The sequence below is a fragment of the Streptosporangium sp. NPDC020072 genome (assembly GCF_040631445.1).
Classification (GTDB): Bacteria; Actinomycetota; Actinomycetes; order Streptosporangiales; family Streptosporangiaceae; genus Streptosporangium.
In genome coordinates this window covers 368,451-385,195 of sequence record NZ_JBEYAB010000007.1, presented here as the reverse complement: position 1 = coordinate 385,195, position 16,745 = coordinate 368,451, and the positions used below count along the sequence as shown (strand labels likewise).

Below are 16,745 nucleotides of genomic sequence, written 5' to 3'. Positions count from 1 at the left end.
ATTTGGAACGTAGTAACGGCGTCACGCCGGTCGACGATGACCCGTGTATGACGCCTGGTCCCCCCCGGATCGCCATAGTGATCGTCACCTACAACAGCGCCCAGGTGATCGAAGGCTGTCTGCGGTCCCTCGGTGAGGGCGCGCGCGGCGTCAACCTCGTACACGTGATCGTGGCCGACAACAACTCCAAGGACGACTGCCTCAAGGTCGTCGGCGAGGTCACCGACCTTCCCGTCCAGGTCGTCCAGGTCGGAAGGAACGCCGGATACGCCGCGGCGATCAACGCGGGCGTCGAGGTGCTGGACGTCGCCACCCTCGACGCCGTCCTGGTGCTCAACCCCGACTGCAGGCTGCGCCCCGGCTCCCTGCTGCCGCTCGCGGAGTCGCTGCGGCGGCCGGGGCGCGGCATCGCCGCCCCGCTCCTGGTCAACCCGGACGGCAGCCTGCAGCCCTCGCTGCGCCGGATGCCCGCCGTCGGCAGGGCCGTGGTCGAGGCGGTGATCGGAGGCAACCTCGCGGGCCGGATCGGCACGCTGGGCGAGATGGTCACCCACCCGCGTGAGTACGCCAAGGCGGGCGAGGTGGCCTGGGCGACCGGTGCCGCCATGCTCATCTCGACCGACGTCATCAAGGAGATCGGCGCCTGGGACGAGTCGTTCCTGCTCTACAGCGAGGAGACCGAGTTCTCGCTGCGCGCCCGCGACCACGGCTGGATCACCTGGTACGAGCCCGCCTCGGTCGTCGAGCACATCGGCGGCGACTCCGCGATCAACCCGATGCTCGCCTCCCTGCTCATCGTGAACAAGGTGAAGCTCTTCCGCAGACGCAGGAGCACCCCCGCCTTCCTCGCCTACTACCTGGCGGTCGTCCTCGGCGAGGCGCTTCGCGCGCTCATGGGACGCCGCATCTCCAAGGCCTCGGTGGTTGCGCTCCTGCGCCCCTCACGCCGCGTCCACAAGCTCGCGGACTGACCCCGCCGCCTTCGAGAAGAGAGACCACGATGAGCATGCCCGCGAGCACGGAGCCCGCGCGGGTGCACGCCGTACGGACGGTCCGCCTCGACGCGCTCACCGCGCAGGAGTTGGAGACCTGGCACCGGCTGCGGGAGACCAACCCCGCCCTGGACAGTCCCTACTTCCACCCCGGCTTCGCGCAGGCCGTACACGCCAGCGGGCGGCAGGTGACGGTCGCCGTCGGCAGGGACGGGACGGGCGCGGTCAGGGCGCTGCTGCCCCACCACCGTGAGCGGTCGCTGATCAGGCCCGCGGGCTGGCCCGCCGCCGACTTCCAGGGGCCCGTGCTCGCCCCCGGCACCGGTTTCCCGCCGCTCGGGCTGCTCACCGACGGGGTACGCGGCTTCGCCTTCGACCACCTCGTCGAGGACTGCGCGGACTTCGAGCCGTGGATCGAGTCCCGCAGGCCCTCCCCGTTCCTGGACGTCTCCGGCGGCCTCGACGGCTATCTGGGACGCGCCTCGCGCAGCGGCAAGGACAACATGGGCCAGGCCCGCCGCCGCGCCGCCAAGGCCGAGCGGACCCACGGCCCGGTGCGCTTCGTCGCCGACAGCACCGACCAGGACGTCCTGGAGCGGGTGATCGAGCTCAAACGCGCGCAGTACACCGCGACCGGTGCCAAGGACTACTTCGCCGCGCCCGACCGGCACGAGCTGATGAGCGGGCTGCTGCGCACCCGGGGTACCTCCTTCGCGGGCGTGCTGTCCACGCTGCACGCGGGCCCGCACCTGCTCGCGGCGCACTTCGGCATCCGCTCGGGCTCGGTGCTGCACTGGTGGTTCCCTGTCTACGACCCCGACTTCGGCAACCTCGCCCCCGGCTGGATGCTGCTGCGTGAGCTCGCGATCGCCGCCCCGGCGATGGGAATCACGCGTATCGACCTCGGGCGAGGCGACGATGAGTACAAAAGGCGTGCCAAAACCGGCGAAACGCTGGTATGCCAAGGAATGGTGACACGTAGCTCGGCCCGGCAGACACTGCGGCGGGCGCGCGACTCCGTGGTCGAGACGGCGAAGTCGTCCGCTCTCGGCCCCGGCCTGCGAAAGATCGTCCACGGCCTCCGGAACCTGAACCGCTAGCCACGCCGGGACCCTGACGATGAACCACCACACAGAACGCAACGACCACAAGGAATCATCCGGCCGTCGGGTGAGTCGGGCGAGGCTTGGCAAGACGCCCCCTGCCTCGCGCCCGGCCGCACATGACGCGATGGAGGCAGCGCACAAATGAGAATCAGCGTGTTCGGGCTCGGCTATGTGGGCTGCGTGTCCGCGGCCTGCCTCGCGGCCAGCGGGCACGAGGTGGTCGGCGTCGACGTCAACCCCGTGAAGGTCGACCTCATCTCCCGGGGCAACGCCCCGGTGGTCGAGGAGCGGATCGGCGAGCTGACCGCGGAGGTCGTGGCCAGTGGCGCGCTGCGGGCGACCACCGACGTGGCGGAGGCCGTCGGCGCGACCGACATCTCCCTGATCTGCGTCGGCACCCCCTCGGCCCAGAACGGCAGCCTGTCGACCGTCTACCTGGAGCGGGTCTCCGAGGAGATCGGCCAGGCCCTGACCGCCAAGGACGGGCGGCACACGATCGTCTTCCGCAGCACCATGCTGCCCGGCACCTGCACCGACCTGCTCATCCCGATCCTGGAGAAGGCCTCGGGCTACCGGGCGGGCGTCGACTTCGGCGTCGCGGTCAACCCGGAGTTCCTGCGCGAGGGCACGAGCGTGCGCGACTTCTTCGAGCCGCCGAAGACCGTCATCGGCGAGTTCGACGCCGCCAGCGGTGACGCGGTCGCCGCGCTGTACGAGGGGCTTCCCGGCGAGGTCTTCCGGGTGCCCGTCGCGGTGGCCGAGATGACCAAGTACGCCGACAACGCCTTCCACGGTCTGAAGATCAGCTTCGCCAACGAGATCGGGGCGATCTGCCAGGCGCTGGGCCTCGACTCGCACCGGGTCATGGACGTCTTCCTCGCCGACCGCAAGCTCAACGTCAGCACGGCCTACCTGCGCCCCGGCTTCGCCTTCGGCGGCTCCTGCCTGCCCAAGGACCTGCGCGGCCTGGTCTACGCGGCCAGGCGGGCCGACGTCTCGGTGCCGCTGCTGTCGCACGTGCTGCCCTCCAACGAGGACCACCTCAGGCGCGCCTTCGACCTGGTGACCGCCGCGGGCAGCCGCAAGGTCGGGCTGTTCGGGCTGTCCTTCAAGCCCGGTACGGACGACCTGCGGGAGAGCCCACTGGTCGAGCTGGCCGAACGGCTCCTCGGCAAGGGCTACGACCTGCGCATCTACGACGCCAACGTCACCCTGTCGCGGCTCATGGGCGCCAACAGGGAGTACATCGACGGCAGGCTCCCGCACCTGGGCGACCTGCTGACCAACTCCGTCGAGGAGGTGCTCGCGCACGCCGACGTCTGCGTCGTCGGCTGCAAGGACCCCGCGGTGCTGAGCGCGCTCGACAACGCGGGAGACCGCACGATCATCGACCTCGTCCGCCTTCCCGACGCGGAGACGCGCCGGGCGCACCCTGGATACGTTGGCCTTGGCTGGTAAAGCACTCATCCTCGTCGAGAACCTCTCCGTCCCGTTCGACAGGCGGGTGTGGCAGGAGAGCACCACGCTGCGCGACGCCGGGTGGGACGTGCACGTCATCTGCCCGCAGGGCACCAAACGCGACACCGAACCGTACGCCGAGATCGACGGGGTGAAGATCCACCGCTACCCGCTGAAGGCGGCGACCGGCGGCCCCCTCGGCTACGTCCAGGAGTACGGCTCGGCGCTGTGGCACACCTTCCGGCTGGCCAGGCGGGTCGGCCGGGTGGACGTGGTGCACGCCTGCAACCCGCCCGACCTGCTCTACCTCGTCGCCAAGCGACTCAAGCGGCAGGGCGCGCGGTTCGTCTTCGACCAGCACGACCTGGTGCCCGAGCTGTACCTGTCCCGCTTCGACCGGGGTGAGGACTTCCTCTACCGGGCGGTGTGCAGGCTCGAACGGCTCACCTACCGGACCGCCGACGTGGTGATCGCCACCAACGAGAGCTACCGCGACGTGGCGGTCAGCCGGGGCGGCAAGCGGCCGGAGAAGGTGTTCGTGGTGCGCAGCGCGCCCGCGGTCGAGCGCTTCCGCCAGGTCCCCGTCGAGGAGGGCCTCAAGAAGGGCAAGCCGTACATGCTGTGCTACCTGGGGGTCATGGGGCCGCAGGACGGCGTCGACTACGCGCTGCGGGCGCTGGCCAAGCTCCGCGACGAGGTCGGCCGTAAGGACTGGCACGCGGTCTTCCTCGGCGGCGGCGACACCTTCGACGAGATGGTCGCGCTCTCCCACCGGCTCGGTCTGTCCGACCAGGTGGAGTTCACCGGGCGGATCTCCGACGAGGACCTGCTGCGCTACCTGTCGGCGGCGGACGTGTGCCTGGCCCCCGACCCGCTCAACCCGCTCAACGACGTGTCCACCATGAACAAGATCATGGAGTACATGGCGATGTCCCGCCCGATCGTCTCCTTCGACCTGAAGGAGGCCAGGGTCTCCGCCGGGGAGGCCGCGCTCTACGCCCCGGCCAACGACGAGTCGGAGTTCGCCAAGCTCGTCGCGCACCTGCTCGACAACCCCGCCGAGCGCAGGCGGATGGGCGAGATCGGCAGGGCCCGTGTCGCGGGCCCGCTGTCCTGGGAGCAGTCCTCCAAGGCGCTCCTGGCCGCCTACGAGGCCGCCGTCTCCTGACGCCGGGAAAGACAACGAGAGAGGAGCGCCCCCGATGAGCGGGCTTCTGCTGAGCGTCACCACCGGTGAACTGGCCTCCTTCGTGGAGGCCGTCACCGAGGCCACCGTCGAGGTCACGGCCGGGGCCGGCGCCCTCCTCGGCGGGGTCGCCGGTGGGTTCAGGCGCCACTACCGGTCGCTGCGCAGCGGCGCCGTACGGCTGCTGTTCGAGCGCCGGTACGGCGTGCGGACCTCCGACGTCGTGAGCCTGGAGAAGTTCGGGCTCGCGCACGAGGAACGGGTCTACTACTCGGCCGCGAACTGGCAGACCCTGCGCCGCACGCTCCCCCGCGACGCCGTCGGCCCGGACGACGTGTTCGTCGACCTCGGCTCCGGCATGGGACGCATGGTGCTTGAGGCGGCCTGGCGCTACCCCTTCAGGAAGGTGATCGGGGTCGAGCTGTCCGCCGAGCTGAGCGAGATCGCCAGGCAGAACGTCGCGGGCACCCGGCTGCGCCTGCGCTGCGCGGACGTCGAGCTGGTCAACTCCGACGTGCTCGACTACGAGATCCCCCGGGACGTCACGGTCGTCTTCCTCAACAACCCCTTCAGGGGCGAGACCTTCGCGACCGTGATGCGCAGGCTGATCGCCAGCGTGGACGACAACCCGCGCGAGGTCACGGTGATCTACTTCAACCCCACGGAGGACGAGTTCCTGATGAGCACCGGGCGCTTCCGGCACCTCAGGACCGTCAACCGGGGACGCCGGGACAAGCAGGAAGGGCCTTTCGGCACGATCAGGATATACACCATCACCGAGCGTGCCGGTGCCTGACAGGCCGCGCCGTACGGCGGGGCGGCCCGTCCGGCTACCCCGCCTCGGAGCGGCTGCCGGTGTCGGTGCCCCACTGCACCTGGCCGCCCCGCGAGGTGCGCGCCCTGGTCATGGCACGGTCCATCACCAGGACCGCGAGGTAGCAGCCCGCGTCGAGCGGGCTCACCTTCCCCCCGGTCAGCAACGCCCCCAGGGAGCCCAGGCGCAGGCGTCCCTCGGGGGCGGAGCGGCCGAGTGCGGCGAGCTGGCGGTTGCCCAGGCGTACCCGCACCCGCCGCTTCAGGTGCGCGGACACGGTCCTGGCCGGGCGCACGAGCGACCTGGCCTGCGGCACGACGACCCGCTCGTGGACCGCGAAGCTGCCGTGTGCCCAGCCGTCGTCGGACAGCACGTCCGGGATGGGGAAGACCTTGGCGTGTCCCTCCTCGGTGAGCACGTAGACGCCGACCCCGGCCAGCGCCCTGAACGGGGCCACCAGCTCGTTGTGAACCTTGTGCATGCGCCTGGCCACCCAGCTCACCCCCGTCATGTCCCACACCGGGACGGGGGCGCAGGCCAGCACGCCGGGACGGTCGAGGGCGGCGACGAGCGCGCGCACAGAGCCGGAGTCGAGTTCCACGTCGGCGTCCAGGTAGATCCTGGGGAAGGTCGCGCAGAGCTCGTCTCCGAGGCGCAGCGCGTTGGCCTTGCCGGGGACCGGGGTCTCGACGACACGCACGCCGGGCCGTACGGCCACCTCGGCGGTGCGGTCGGAGCAGGCGTTGGCCACCACGATCACGTCGAACTCGCCGGGTTCGGTGCCCGCGAGCAGCCGGTCGAGGTTGCCCGCGAGGACGGCCTCCTCGTTGTGGGCCGGGACCACGATGCTCACGATCGGCCTGGTGACGTCGTTCACCGGCCCGCCTTCCGCCTCTCGAAGGGATTCACAGCATGAGAGTAGAACGAACCGCCATCGACGGGGTGTTGTTGTTCATTCCGACGCCACACCGTGACGACCGGGGGCTGTTCACCAGGACGTTCGACAACGCCATGGCCGAGAAGGCCGGGCTCGACCCGGCCCGCTTCGTGCAGGACAGCCAGTCCCGCTCACGGCAGGGGACGATCCGCGGGATGCACGGCCGTTCCGGGCGGGGAGAGGCGAAGCTGGTGCGCTGCGCCCGCGGCGCCGTACAGGACGTGCTGGTCGACGCCCGGCCCGGTTCGCCGACCTTCGGCGAGCAGGTCTCGGTGCTGCTCGACGACGAGACGTTCGTCACCCTGTACGTGCCGCCGGGCATGCTGCACGGTTTCCAGGCGCTGACCGAGCAGACGGACGTCTGCTACCGCATCGACAGGGAGCACGACCCCGCCGAGGACCTCTCCGTCCGCTACGACGACCCCGACCTGGGCATTCGCTGGCCGCTTCCGGTCTCGTCGATCAGCGGGAGAGACCTTTCCGCCGGTTCGTGGGCACAATTGCAGAGGCGGCTCATCGGCCCTGACGTTGCCCCTACCGCGACGGAGTGAAGATGCGACGGCTCATCCCGCTCGGTGTCCTGTCGGCGGCCGCGCTGGCCCTGGTGACGGCGTGCAGCACGTCGGGGGACACCCCGGGAGCCGCCTCGCCGACTCCCAGCGACCTCTCCCGCCCCGTGGCCCGCTGCCCCGGCCATCCCACCCCCGCCTGCACCGGTGTGCCGCCGGGCACCAAGCTGGAGAAGCTGACGCTGACCGAGCCCGGCGCCTACCGCGTCACCGAGCCCGGGAGCGTGCTCGACGGCGTGCACATCACCGCCGACCTGCTGGTGGCCGCCAACAACGTGACGATCAGGAACAGCCGGATCGACGGGCTGGTCATCAACGCGATCGGCCCGAAGACCTTCAGATACACCATCGTCGACTCGACCGTCGGCCCGGAGACCGGCTGCCAGTCGCTGCCCGGCGTCGGCCAGGACAAGTACACCGCCCTGCGGCTGCACGTCCGCAACCACGGCGACGGCTTCCGGGTCGGGGGCGACGACGTCGTCATCCGCGACTCCTTCGTACGGCTCTGCTCCAACCCCGACGACCACTCCGACGGCATCCAGACCTACGGCGGAGGCAAGGGCCTGGTCTTCAGCCACAACACCGTCGACCAGCGGGGCGTCAAGGACATCACGGCGCCGATCTTCCTGACCGACCCGAGGATCGTCGACGCGGTGGTCACCGACAACCTCGTGATGGGCGGCACCTACAGCATCCAGCTGCGTAACGGACGGGGCAGGCTCGTGATGCGGGGCAACAAACTCGTCGACGGGTCATGGGTCTACGGGCCGGTCGACTCCGAGTGCGAGAAAATCGACTGGGCGGACAACACGCTGGTCACGATCGACTCCGAGTACCGCGTCACCTCGACCGTCGGCCCGCTGAAGTGCGTGGGGTGACCGTTTTCGATCTTCATTTTCGGTCCCTGCCGCATACACGAAAAATTTGATCTTCGCATCGCCATCAGACCGATATGTCATAACACTTACGGATAATCATCTGAAAATGATGCGTATCTCTGGCCTCTGTCGTAACAATGTCCTCTGCACGAGGACCAAGCAGACATGTCGTCGAGCCGACCTCAGGTCGGTGCGGAGGTCAGAGAGATGGCCAGTACACACCCCCCTCGCCGGGGTGGGGAACCCCAGCACGGCTTATCCCCTCGCAAACGGATGCGTCCCGGCCTGGTGGCGGCCCTGGTCGTCGCCCTGGTGGGGGTGACCGTCCCGGTCGCCTGGGTCGTCACCCACAACGACGAGGTCACCGTCACGCCCGCGGCTGCGGCCGGGCCCGCCGCCTCCGAGGAGCCGGAACAGCCTCAGGAGACCAGTCTCTGGTCGTCGGAGGAGACGGTGAAGGCGCCCACGCACACCGACCGCTCCCCTGTCGAGCTCGGCACCCGCTTCACCGCCGCCAAGAGCGGCTCGGTGACCGGCGTCCGCTTCTACAAGGCCTCCGGCGAGAAGGGACGGCACACCGGCAGCCTCTGGGACTCCCGGGGCCGCCGCCTCGCCCAGGTCACCTTCCCCAAGGAGACCGCCTCAGGCTGGCAGGAGGCCCGGTTCGCCTCCCCGGTGCAGTTGCGGGCCGGCCAGGTCTACACCGTCTCCTACCACAGCACCAACGGCACCTACGTCGGCTCCCAGGCGACGGGACCGGCCACTTCCGGCCCGCTCAGCACGACGTCGCGCAACGCCGGGGTGTTCGGGTACGGCACCAGCGCCTTCCCCAAGCGGTCCAACCCCAAGGGCTACAACTACTGGGTCGACGTCGTCTTCCGCTGGCACGAGCGGCACCGCAGGCCGACCACCCCGAAGCCCACCTCCACCCGCTGGCCGTCCTCCTCCCCCACGTGGACGCACTGGCCGACCAGCAGTCCCACGGACCTGCCGACGGGCCTGCCCACGGATCTCCCGACGGACCTTCCGACGGGCCTGCCCACGCACAAGCCGACGCCGACCGTGACCTTCACCCGGACGCCCACGCACCGGCCGACCCCGACGCCCACGTGGACCCGCTGGCCGACCTCGGAACCCACCGACGAGCCCACCGAAGAGCCCACCTCGACGCCCACCCGGAGCAACACCCCCACCCCGACCAGGACCAGGACGGCTGAGCCGACCCCGACCAAGTCCCCCACCGGGACCCCGGAACCGACGCGCTCCCCGAAGCCGACGGACTCCCCCGAACCGACGCACTCCCCCGAGCCGACCAGGCCCCAGGAGCCGGGCGACCGTAGCTGCGACGGCCACCCCACCCCCGACTGCACCGGTGTCCCGCCCGGCACGAGGCTGACGACCAAGAGCCTGAACGACGGGCACAGCTACCGGGTCACCACGGCGGGGGCCGTGCTCGACAGCGTGCGCATCCCCGGCGACCTGGTGATCACCGCCAACAACGTGACGGTCAGGAACAGCCAGATCGACGGGAGGGTCATCAACGAGTACGGCCCGAACACCTACAGCTTCAAGATCTTCGACTCGACCGTCGGCCTTGAGAACAAGTGCCAGAGCCTGCCCGGCGTCGGGGAGAGCAAGTTCGCCGCCGAGCGGGTGCTCGTCAGGAACCACGGCGACGGCTTCCGGGTCGGGGGCGACAGCGTCAGCATCCGCGACTCCTTCATCGACCTGTGCTCCAACCCCGACGACCACTCCGACGGCATCCAGACCTACGGCGGAGGCAAGGGCCTGGTCTTCGACCACAACACCATCGACCAGCGGGGCGTCAAGGACATCACGGCGCCGATCTTCCTGACCGACCCGAAGATCGTCGACGCGGTGGTCACCGACAACCTCGTCATGGGCGGCACCTACAGCATCCAGCTGAAGAACGGGCGCGGCACGCTGATCGTGCAGGGCAACCAGATCGTCGACGACAGCTGGCAGTACGGCCCGGTCGAGGCCGACTGCGACAGGATCAGGTGGAAGGACAACTCGGTCGTGACGATCGACAGGAACTACAACGTCACCTCCATCGTCAGACCGCTGCAGTGCGAGGGCTGACACTTCTTCATCCGGCGTGAGAACGGGGCGGGCGCGCACGCGTCCGCCCCGTCGTCGTGTCAGACCGCCGGGCGCCCTCTCCCGGGACTCAGCCCTGCGCCGCCGAGCGCCCCGACCGGCCGAACAGGCGCCGCATCCCCAGCTGCGCGGCCTCCCGCCAGGTGAGGCGGTGCGTGCGGGGCCGTGGTACGGCGGTGCTCACCGTGGCGCGCAGCAACGCGCCCGTCGCGCCGATCAGCACGAAGGACAGGCCGGTCACCGTGGCGAAGGACATCAGGTCGAAGGTCGCGGCCCCGATCAGCGGGACCACCAGGCAGGAGGCCAGGGTCAGCGCGAGGTCCCTGACCGCGGGGTCGGTGCTGAGGTGGCGGGCCCTGAGCGCCGAGTAGATGCCGCACACGAACATCGCCACGACCGCCCCGATGCCGAGCAGTCCCGTCTCGACCGCGGACAGCAGGTACTGGTTGTCGAAGACCTGGTGCTTGGGGGCGTACCAGGTGCCCATCCCCCGGCCCAGCCACAGGTGCTTGGCCAGCTCGTAGGCGGCCACGTCGTAGTCGTGCGTGCGGTACTGGATGCTGTCGTCGCTGCCCGCGTTGGCGAACAGGTTGTAGAAGGTGTTGATGAGGCCGGGAACCGCGATCCGCATGCCGACCAGGAACACCAGCGCGACCAGCACCGCCTGGACACGCCGCCTGGCGGGCCAGCCGAGGAACAGCACGAAGGCGACGCCCGCCAGGCTCAGCACCGCCGAACGGGAGACCGAGAACATCAGGCCGAGCGCGATCAGGCCCGCGCACGCCCACCAGCGCAGGGCGGGCTGGGCGAGCTGACGGGCCTTGAAGCCGTAGTGAGCGGCCAGCGGCAGCACCATCGCGCAGATGACGCCGAACTCGATGGGGTGGCCGGTGGTCGCGGCCACCCGGCGGAACTCGGACCTGGCGATGATGGAAGCGTCCTCCGAGGTGTACCGCAGGCCGGGCAGCGCGAGATAGCGGGTGAGGTCGAACTCGATCAGGAACTGCAGGGCGCCGACCAGCGCGACGGCGGCGCCGGTCACCACGACGGTCTTCAGCACGAAGTCCAGGCGGTCGGCACCCCGGACCCCGTCGCACACCATCAGCCCGATCCCGGCGTTGGCCACCAGCAGGATCAGCGCGTGGTCGGCGAGGTTGAGCTCGTCGGAGGGCAGGTAGCCGTACGTGGAGTAGCCGAACGTGGCGATCATCGCGGTCAGGAAGACGAACAGCGCGGTGCGCACGGGGGTTCGTCCCTTGGCCATCCCCAGCGTGGTGGTGAAGTGCGCGAACATCCAGCAGAAGACGGCCAGCAGGGCCATGAAGTTGGCCGGGGTGAGCGAGAGCGGGATGCCGCGGAACACCAGGCGGGCCGGGATGATCGTCAGGGAGACGACGAAGAAGCTGACGAGGGTCGCGCCGTCGGCGTGCCTGGGCAGCGGCGGGGCGAGGTCACGGGAGACGGCTCGCGCGCTTGCGGTGGAGCCTCTGGTGGAGGTCGAGGAGGACGCCACGGGTCACGGCCTCGTGACCGGGGAGCCCGCGGGCAGACGGCCGTTGAGCCGGCCCGCCACCGGCTCCGCGGGAGGCGTCGCCTTCCTGGAGGTCCCCGGCGGGGTGCCCGGGTCTCCTCCGGCCTTCGCCTCCGCCTCCTCACGGCGCCGCCTGCGGTTGGTGACGAAGCTCTCGACGGTGAACGCCATGAACAGGCTCGCGATCACCCCGACGCCCGCCGCCGCGGCGACGGCGCGCATCTTGCGTCCGCGCTGGGCCAGCGGCTCGGTCGGCGGCACCGCCTCGTAGGCGCTGATGTAGGTCGCCTTCGGCGCCTTCACCGCCTCCTGGCGGTTGATCAGCTCAAGCTTCGTCTTGGCGATGACCCTGACCACGATGTCCTTGGCGGCCTGCGGCGTCGAGCTCTCCCCTTCGATGAACACGTACGGCCCGGTGGCCAGCGACTCGATGTTGCTGCTGCCGTTGTTGACCTTGAAGGCCGTGTCGCCGCCCTCGACCGCGCCCAGCTGGGTCGCCATGTCGGGGGTGCCCATCGCGGCGATGAGGATGGAGGCCGAGATGCTCAGTCCCCGGTCGAAGTTCAGCATCGGGTTGGTCAGGCCGTTGGGCATGCGGGGGTTGGTCGGCAGGCTGCCGCCGGTGGTCGGCGTGGTCAGGATGAGGACGGCTGAGGAGGTGTAGGTCGTGGGAACGGTCGAGTAGATCCCCGCCGCCGCGACCAGCGAGAGGACGAAGGTCGGCAGGACCACGTACCAGCGCCGGAACAGAACAAGGACTGTTCCCCAGAAGTCCACGCGCGCCTCCCCGAACCGGATCGCGGCCGCCGTGACCGTGATCCGTCAATGTCATCGCCCGCACCGGCGGGCCGTTACTGTCCCGGCCTGCCGTACGGCGGGGCCGCGTGGCCCCGGGCTTCCGGAGATGTCATTTCCGCTCGTCCCGCCAGCCGACCCGGGTGAAGACAACCGTGTCCGAGGCCTGGTCGTGCTGGTCCTCGTCGTCGACCACGACCACCAGACCTGCGGACTCGTCTTGGAACGGTCCTTCAGCGGAGTCGGAGACGACGGGTGCGTGCGGCACCATCACGGGCGGTTCGGCGACCGGGGTCCTGCTCTCACGGCCCGCTCCCGCGGCCTCCCAGGCCTGCTCCTCCTGGGCCTCGCGCTCGTCGCGCGCGGCACCCGCGGAGTCCTGCGGAGGACGCCTGCGGCCTCCCCTGATCTGGGTCACGCCGTACACGATGCTCAGGCCGCCGAGGAGCACGAGGAACATCGTCGCGCCCGCGGCGGTGAGCTTGCCGGAGATCTTCGCCGTCGGGACGGAGGAGGGCACGACGTCGACGACCGTGATGAAGGTCGAACGCGGGGCCTTGAGCGCCTGCTGACGGTCGGCGAGTTCCTTGCGGATGCGCTGCTTGGCGCGCAGCACGACGTCCTGGGCCGCGGCGGCCGACCTGCTCTGCACCTCGACGTAGACGAACGGGCCGTTGGTGCTGATGCCCAGCAGGTCGGGGTTGGTCCGCCCGTCGTTGATCACGATCTGGGTGGGGCCGTTCGGGACGACGCCGAGTTCGGCCGCGACCTCGGGGGTGTTCATGGACAGGATGAGAATGCCCGAGGTGACGCGCAGGCCGTCACTGAACTGCAGGAGCGGGTTGGTCAGGCCCAACGGCTTGGTCGGGTCCGCTGAGAGCGTTCCACCGGTGGCCGGGGTCGTCAGGACCATCGACGCCGTGGACACGTAATAGGTCGGCAGCAGGAAGAAAACCAGGCTCGCGGAGATGATGGACAGGACCGCCAAGGGCGGGCCGATGGCCTTACGTCTGGCGAGACCGAAAATGGTCTTCCAGAAGTCCATATGCCTCCGCCCCTCATTCACACCGGGGCACAGCGAACCCCCGAGACAACACAGTTACCCATCGCCGAGTGCGCTCTTCCTGTTACATGATCGAAAGGAGGCCGAGCCTTCGGCGCCCTCTGGGGATGTTACGTCTGGGGACCATACAGCGATAGACCCGTTGATAGGCCAAGATAGGGTAGAAATCAGGAGCCCGTGAGGGCCCGAGACGGGAGTTGATCGGATGGGGTCGTCCCACCAGGACGCCCAGGAAAGCCGGCCAGAGACTCCCGCCGAGACGCTCGCGGGTCGCGGCAGGCTCGCGGGACTGGACGGTATCCGAGGCGTGGCCGCCCTGTTCGTCATGCTCCACCACTGCTGGCTGATGGCCTTCCCGGGATTCCCGGCAAGCGCCGGGCCGGTTTGGCTTGGTTTTCTCCTTTACGGACACTTTGCCGTAGTGGTGTTCATTGTACTGTCCGGTTTCTCTCTCGCGGTCTCCCCCGCCCGGTCCGGATGGCGACTGGGCAGCCTGCGGAGATTCGCCCGGCGACGCGCCTGGCGCATTCTGCCGCCTTACTGGGCGGCCCTGGTCTTCAGTCTGGTGATCGCCTGGACACTGGCCGCCCAGCCGGGTGAAGGAGCGCCGACCGCCAAGTCCGTCCTTGTTTACGGTCTCCTGCTGCAGGACGTTTTCGGCGCGCCGAGCCCCAACGGAGCCTTCTGGTCCATCGCCGTCGAGGCCCAGCTCTACCTCCTCTTCCCGGTGATGCTGATCCTGCTGCGCAGGGCGGGCGCGGTCGTGATGCTCGCCGCCGTCACCGCCGTCGTCGCGGTGATCGGGCTGCTGGCGCCGAGCGTGCACGTGGTGAGCATGCTGTTGCGGCTGACCCCCCAGTTCGCGGTGCTGTTCGCGATCGGCGTCGTGGCCGCGGGCGTCCTGGCCGCGGGCGAGCGGGTACGGCGGCTGCCCTGGCAGTGGCTGGCCCTGGCGGCCGCGCTGCCGGTGCTCGCGGTGATCCTCGCGCGCGGCTCGGTGTGGACGGTCGGGAACTTCTTCTGGATGGACATCGCGCTCGGCCCGGCCGTCGGCCTGACGCTGGCCGCGATCGCCACCGGCCGGGCGAAACTCCTGATCAGGCTGCTCGACCTGCGGCCGATCCGGAGCCTCGGCTCCTTCTCCTACACGCTCTACCTGATCCACGCGCCCATCGTCGTGACGGTCTTCCTGCTGGTCGTCGCCCCGAACGTGCCCACGGGGCTGCCCGCCTTCCTGGTGGGCACGGCGCTGGTCGTACCGCTGTCGCTGGTCACGGCCTGGCTGTTCGCGGCGGTCTTCGAGCTGCCGTTCCAGCGTCACCGGAGCTGGCCCGCGCTCCGTACGGCGATGCGGGCCAGGATGTCGCGGACGCGCGCGGAGGTACGCCCCGCGCCCTGACGGCGGGGGCGTACGGTCGGCGCGGTCCTCAGCTCACCCGGGCGAGAGCCTCTGCCTCGTACGCCAGCGCCAGTTCCTCGGGCATCGGGTCGAGGTCGGCGCAGCGCACGAAGTCGCGCAGGGTGGTCCCGGTGCACGCGGCGTCCACGTTCACCGCGCCCCTGCGCGCCCGGACGTCGTCGATGTTCACGGTACGGAAGTCGATGCTGAAGCGGGTCCTGCCGGAGGTGTTCGGGACCGTGGAGTGCAGCTGGGCGCCGGAGAACAGCATCACCCCGCCCGGCTCGGGCACGACCCGTACCTGCGGGTCGAGCTCGATCGGCTCCTCCGGCTTCGGCTGTTCCCTGGTGTCGCTGCGCACGTGCTGGGCCGCGGAGAGCCTGCTGCTGCGGTTCCACTCGGCGTAGTCGTAGCGGGCGCTGCCGTTGCGCACGGGCGCGTCGAAGTAGGCCGGGTGGAAGGCCATCACGTTCTCCGGCACCACCGGGTAGATCGGGATCCACCAGTTGACCTGGTTGAACGGCGCCGAGTACCAGCAGTCCCGGTGCGGGTGGAAGGCGTAGGAGATGCCGGAGGTGAGGTAGTCGTTCGAGGTCGAGGTACGCATCCTGGGGACGTCGAAGTAGGTCTGGTCAAGCCGACAGCCCAGCTCCTCCAGCACGGCCGGCAGGAGCTTCTTGCACTCCGGGTGGTGGATGAACCGGGGCTTGAGGTCGGCCAGCAGCGCCGCGAACTCCTCGACCTGCATGTCGTACTGGGCGGTCTCCGGGTCACGGTCGCCGAAGGCGTCGGCGATCAGTTCCTGGGCGAAGGCGATGAGGTCCCTTGAGGCGGGCGTCGAGGAGTAGACGAACACCTTCCCCTCGTAGAGCAAGCCGCGCCGGGTGTCGTCGTCCACCACGCTGTTGGAAAAGACGGTGGTCATCCTGTGCTCCTTGTCCGCGACGTTAGGGGCTTACGGGGGTTGGCTGGGGTTGGGGTCCCACGGTGGTCAGTTCCCGGGCCTGAGCGCCCCGGTGGCCAGCCGTACGAGCTTGCGGCTGCGCCGGGACACCACCCGCCGCTGGCGGCGGGTGTACATCTGGCGGGCGGCGGCACGCGCGCGGCGCCGCTGTTCCTCGGTCAGCCCGAGGTCGGCCTCACGCAGCCAGTGGAGGATCTCCATGTACTGCAGGGTCGTCGAGAAGTGCACCTGCCAGCCGGGGACGCCGAGACGGCCGCTGATCACGTTCATGCTCTCGTGCTTCCAGTGCCGGTGGGCGAGCACCTCGTGCACGTGGCCCCACGGCCCGGCCAGCGCGAGCTTGGTGGCGAACACCTCGTCCTCGCGGAGCATGTTCCGCCGGGGGATGGACATCACGGGCTCGCGGCGCATGAGGCCGTACAGCGGGTCGATCAGCAGGTGACTCTCGTTGAGCAGGCGCAGCATCTCGGCGAACCGGTCGACCGGGTCGTCGGAGAGCAGCCCGCTGCCCTCGTAGGCGCTGGTGCTGGTCGTGCCCTCCGGGTCGGTGTAGGACATCTGCGTGGTGACGAGGATGAGCCGCTCGTCCTCCGCGAACGCCCTGAGCGTGGTGGAGACGTAGTGGGACTCCAGCCGGTCGTCGTCGCCGATCCACCGGAAGAACGTCCCCCGCGCGTTCCTGCCCGCGTACATGAAGTTGTTGAGCAGCCCGATGTTCTCCGGGTGCCGCCGGTAGACGATCCGCTCGTCCGAGCGAGCCAGTTCCCTGCAGAGCTCCTCGGTGCCGTCCGTCGAGGCGTTGTCGCAGATCAGCAGTTCGATGTTCCGGTGGTCCTGCGCCAGCACCGACCGGATCACGCCTTCCAGCCGATCGGCGCCGTTGCGCACCGGAAGTCCGATGGACACCAGTGTGTCGGAATCAACCATCCGAT

The 16,745-nt window shown here is 69.6% G+C and carries 15 protein-coding genes; 9 read left to right on the top strand and 6 right to left on the bottom strand.

Annotation, left to right across the window (positions count from 1 at the left end):
• Nucleotides 1-47 precede the first annotated feature (47 nt).
• The 5 genes from ABZ470_RS19430 (at nt 48) to ABZ470_RS19410 (ending at nt 5,538) form a co-directional block, all read left to right on the top strand.
• A complete protein-coding gene (locus tag ABZ470_RS19430) occupies nt 48-971 on the top strand; it encodes a glycosyltransferase family 2 protein (protein ID WP_352010833.1) in 924 nt (307 codons plus the stop codon).
• Between the two features lie 35 nt (nt 972-1,006).
• Entirely contained in the window at nt 1,007-2,092 is a 1,086-nt protein-coding gene (locus ABZ470_RS19425) for a GNAT family N-acetyltransferase (RefSeq protein ID WP_362912612.1), read from the top strand.
• A gap of 147 nt (nt 2,093-2,239) precedes the next feature.
• Nucleotides 2,240-3,556: a nucleotide sugar dehydrogenase gene (locus tag ABZ470_RS19420; RefSeq protein ID WP_362912610.1), complete on the top strand. Its 1,317-nt coding sequence runs from the start codon at nt 2,240-2,242 to the stop codon at nt 3,554-3,556.
• Entirely contained in the window at nt 3,546-4,724 is a 1,179-nt protein-coding gene (locus ABZ470_RS19415) for a glycosyltransferase family 4 protein (protein ID WP_352010836.1), read from the top strand. Before ABZ470_RS19420 ends, ABZ470_RS19415 begins: the two co-directional genes overlap by 11 nt.
• A gap of 34 nt (nt 4,725-4,758) precedes the next feature.
• The gene (locus ABZ470_RS19410; RefSeq protein ID WP_352010837.1) at nt 4,759-5,538 is read left to right on the top strand and encodes a methyltransferase domain-containing protein; all 780 of its coding nucleotides are present in this window, start codon (nt 4,759-4,761) and stop codon (nt 5,536-5,538) included.
• Nucleotides 5,539-5,572: 34 nt separating this feature from the next.
• Here ABZ470_RS19410 and ABZ470_RS19405 read toward each other — a convergent pair whose 3' ends face one another.
• Nucleotides 5,573-6,433 carry a glycosyltransferase family 2 protein gene (locus ABZ470_RS19405; protein WP_352010838.1) on the bottom strand — a complete coding sequence of 287 codons (861 nt, stop codon included), beginning with the start codon at nt 6,431-6,433 and terminating at the stop codon, nt 5,573-5,575.
• Nucleotides 6,434-6,468: 35 nt separating this feature from the next.
• On the opposite strand from ABZ470_RS19405, the gene ABZ470_RS19400 reads away from it, so the two are divergent.
• The 3 genes from ABZ470_RS19400 (at nt 6,469) to ABZ470_RS19390 (ending at nt 10,043) form a co-directional block, all read left to right on the top strand.
• Nucleotides 6,469-7,044, top strand: a complete 576-nt coding sequence (locus ABZ470_RS19400) for a dTDP-4-dehydrorhamnose 3,5-epimerase family protein (RefSeq protein WP_362912608.1) — start codon at nt 6,469-6,471, stop codon at nt 7,042-7,044.
• Nucleotides 7,045-7,046: 2 nt separating this feature from the next.
• A complete protein-coding gene (locus tag ABZ470_RS19395; RefSeq protein ID WP_362912606.1) occupies nt 7,047-7,940 on the top strand; it encodes a hypothetical protein in 894 nt (297 codons plus the stop codon).
• Between the two features lie 273 nt (nt 7,941-8,213).
• Nucleotides 8,214-10,043, top strand: a complete 1,830-nt coding sequence (locus tag ABZ470_RS19390) for a DUF4082 domain-containing protein (RefSeq protein WP_362912604.1) — start codon at nt 8,214-8,216, stop codon at nt 10,041-10,043.
• Nucleotides 10,044-10,131: 88 nt separating this feature from the next.
• On the opposite strand, the gene ABZ470_RS19385 is transcribed toward ABZ470_RS19390, so the two are convergent.
• The 3 genes from ABZ470_RS19385 to ABZ470_RS19375 all read right to left on the bottom strand — a co-directional run bounded on the left by ABZ470_RS19385 (nt 10,132) and on the right by ABZ470_RS19375 (nt 13,432).
• Nucleotides 10,132-11,574 carry an O-antigen ligase family protein gene (locus ABZ470_RS19385; RefSeq protein WP_362912602.1) on the bottom strand — a complete coding sequence of 481 codons (1,443 nt, stop codon included), beginning with the start codon at nt 11,572-11,574 and terminating at the stop codon, nt 10,132-10,134.
• A gap of 3 nt (nt 11,575-11,577) precedes the next feature.
• Complete coding sequence (locus tag ABZ470_RS19380) at nt 11,578-12,369, bottom strand: hypothetical protein (RefSeq protein ID WP_362780749.1); 792 nt, start codon at nt 12,367-12,369, stop codon at nt 11,578-11,580.
• A 130-nt stretch (nt 12,370-12,499) separates the two neighbouring features.
• The gene (locus ABZ470_RS19375; RefSeq protein WP_362912600.1) at nt 12,500-13,432 is read right to left on the bottom strand and encodes a hypothetical protein; all 933 of its coding nucleotides are present in this window, start codon (nt 13,430-13,432) and stop codon (nt 12,500-12,502) included.
• A 307-nt stretch (nt 13,433-13,739) separates the two neighbouring features.
• Between ABZ470_RS19375 and ABZ470_RS19370 the strand changes: the two genes are divergently transcribed.
• The gene (locus tag ABZ470_RS19370; RefSeq protein ID WP_352011276.1) at nt 13,740-14,849 is read left to right on the top strand and encodes an acyltransferase; all 1,110 of its coding nucleotides are present in this window, start codon (nt 13,740-13,742) and stop codon (nt 14,847-14,849) included.
• 28 nt (nt 14,850-14,877) lie between these two features.
• Here the strand turns inward: ABZ470_RS19370 and ABZ470_RS19365 are convergent, their stop codons facing one another.
• Both ABZ470_RS19365 and ABZ470_RS19360 read right to left on the bottom strand, forming a co-directional pair.
• Entirely contained in the window at nt 14,878-15,774 is an 897-nt protein-coding gene (locus ABZ470_RS19365) for a hypothetical protein (protein WP_362912598.1), read from the bottom strand.
• A 66-nt stretch (nt 15,775-15,840) separates the two neighbouring features.
• A complete protein-coding gene (locus ABZ470_RS19360; RefSeq protein ID WP_362912596.1) occupies nt 15,841-16,740 on the bottom strand; it encodes a glycosyltransferase family 2 protein in 900 nt (299 codons plus the stop codon).
• Nucleotides 16,741-16,745: the final 5 nt, after the last annotated feature.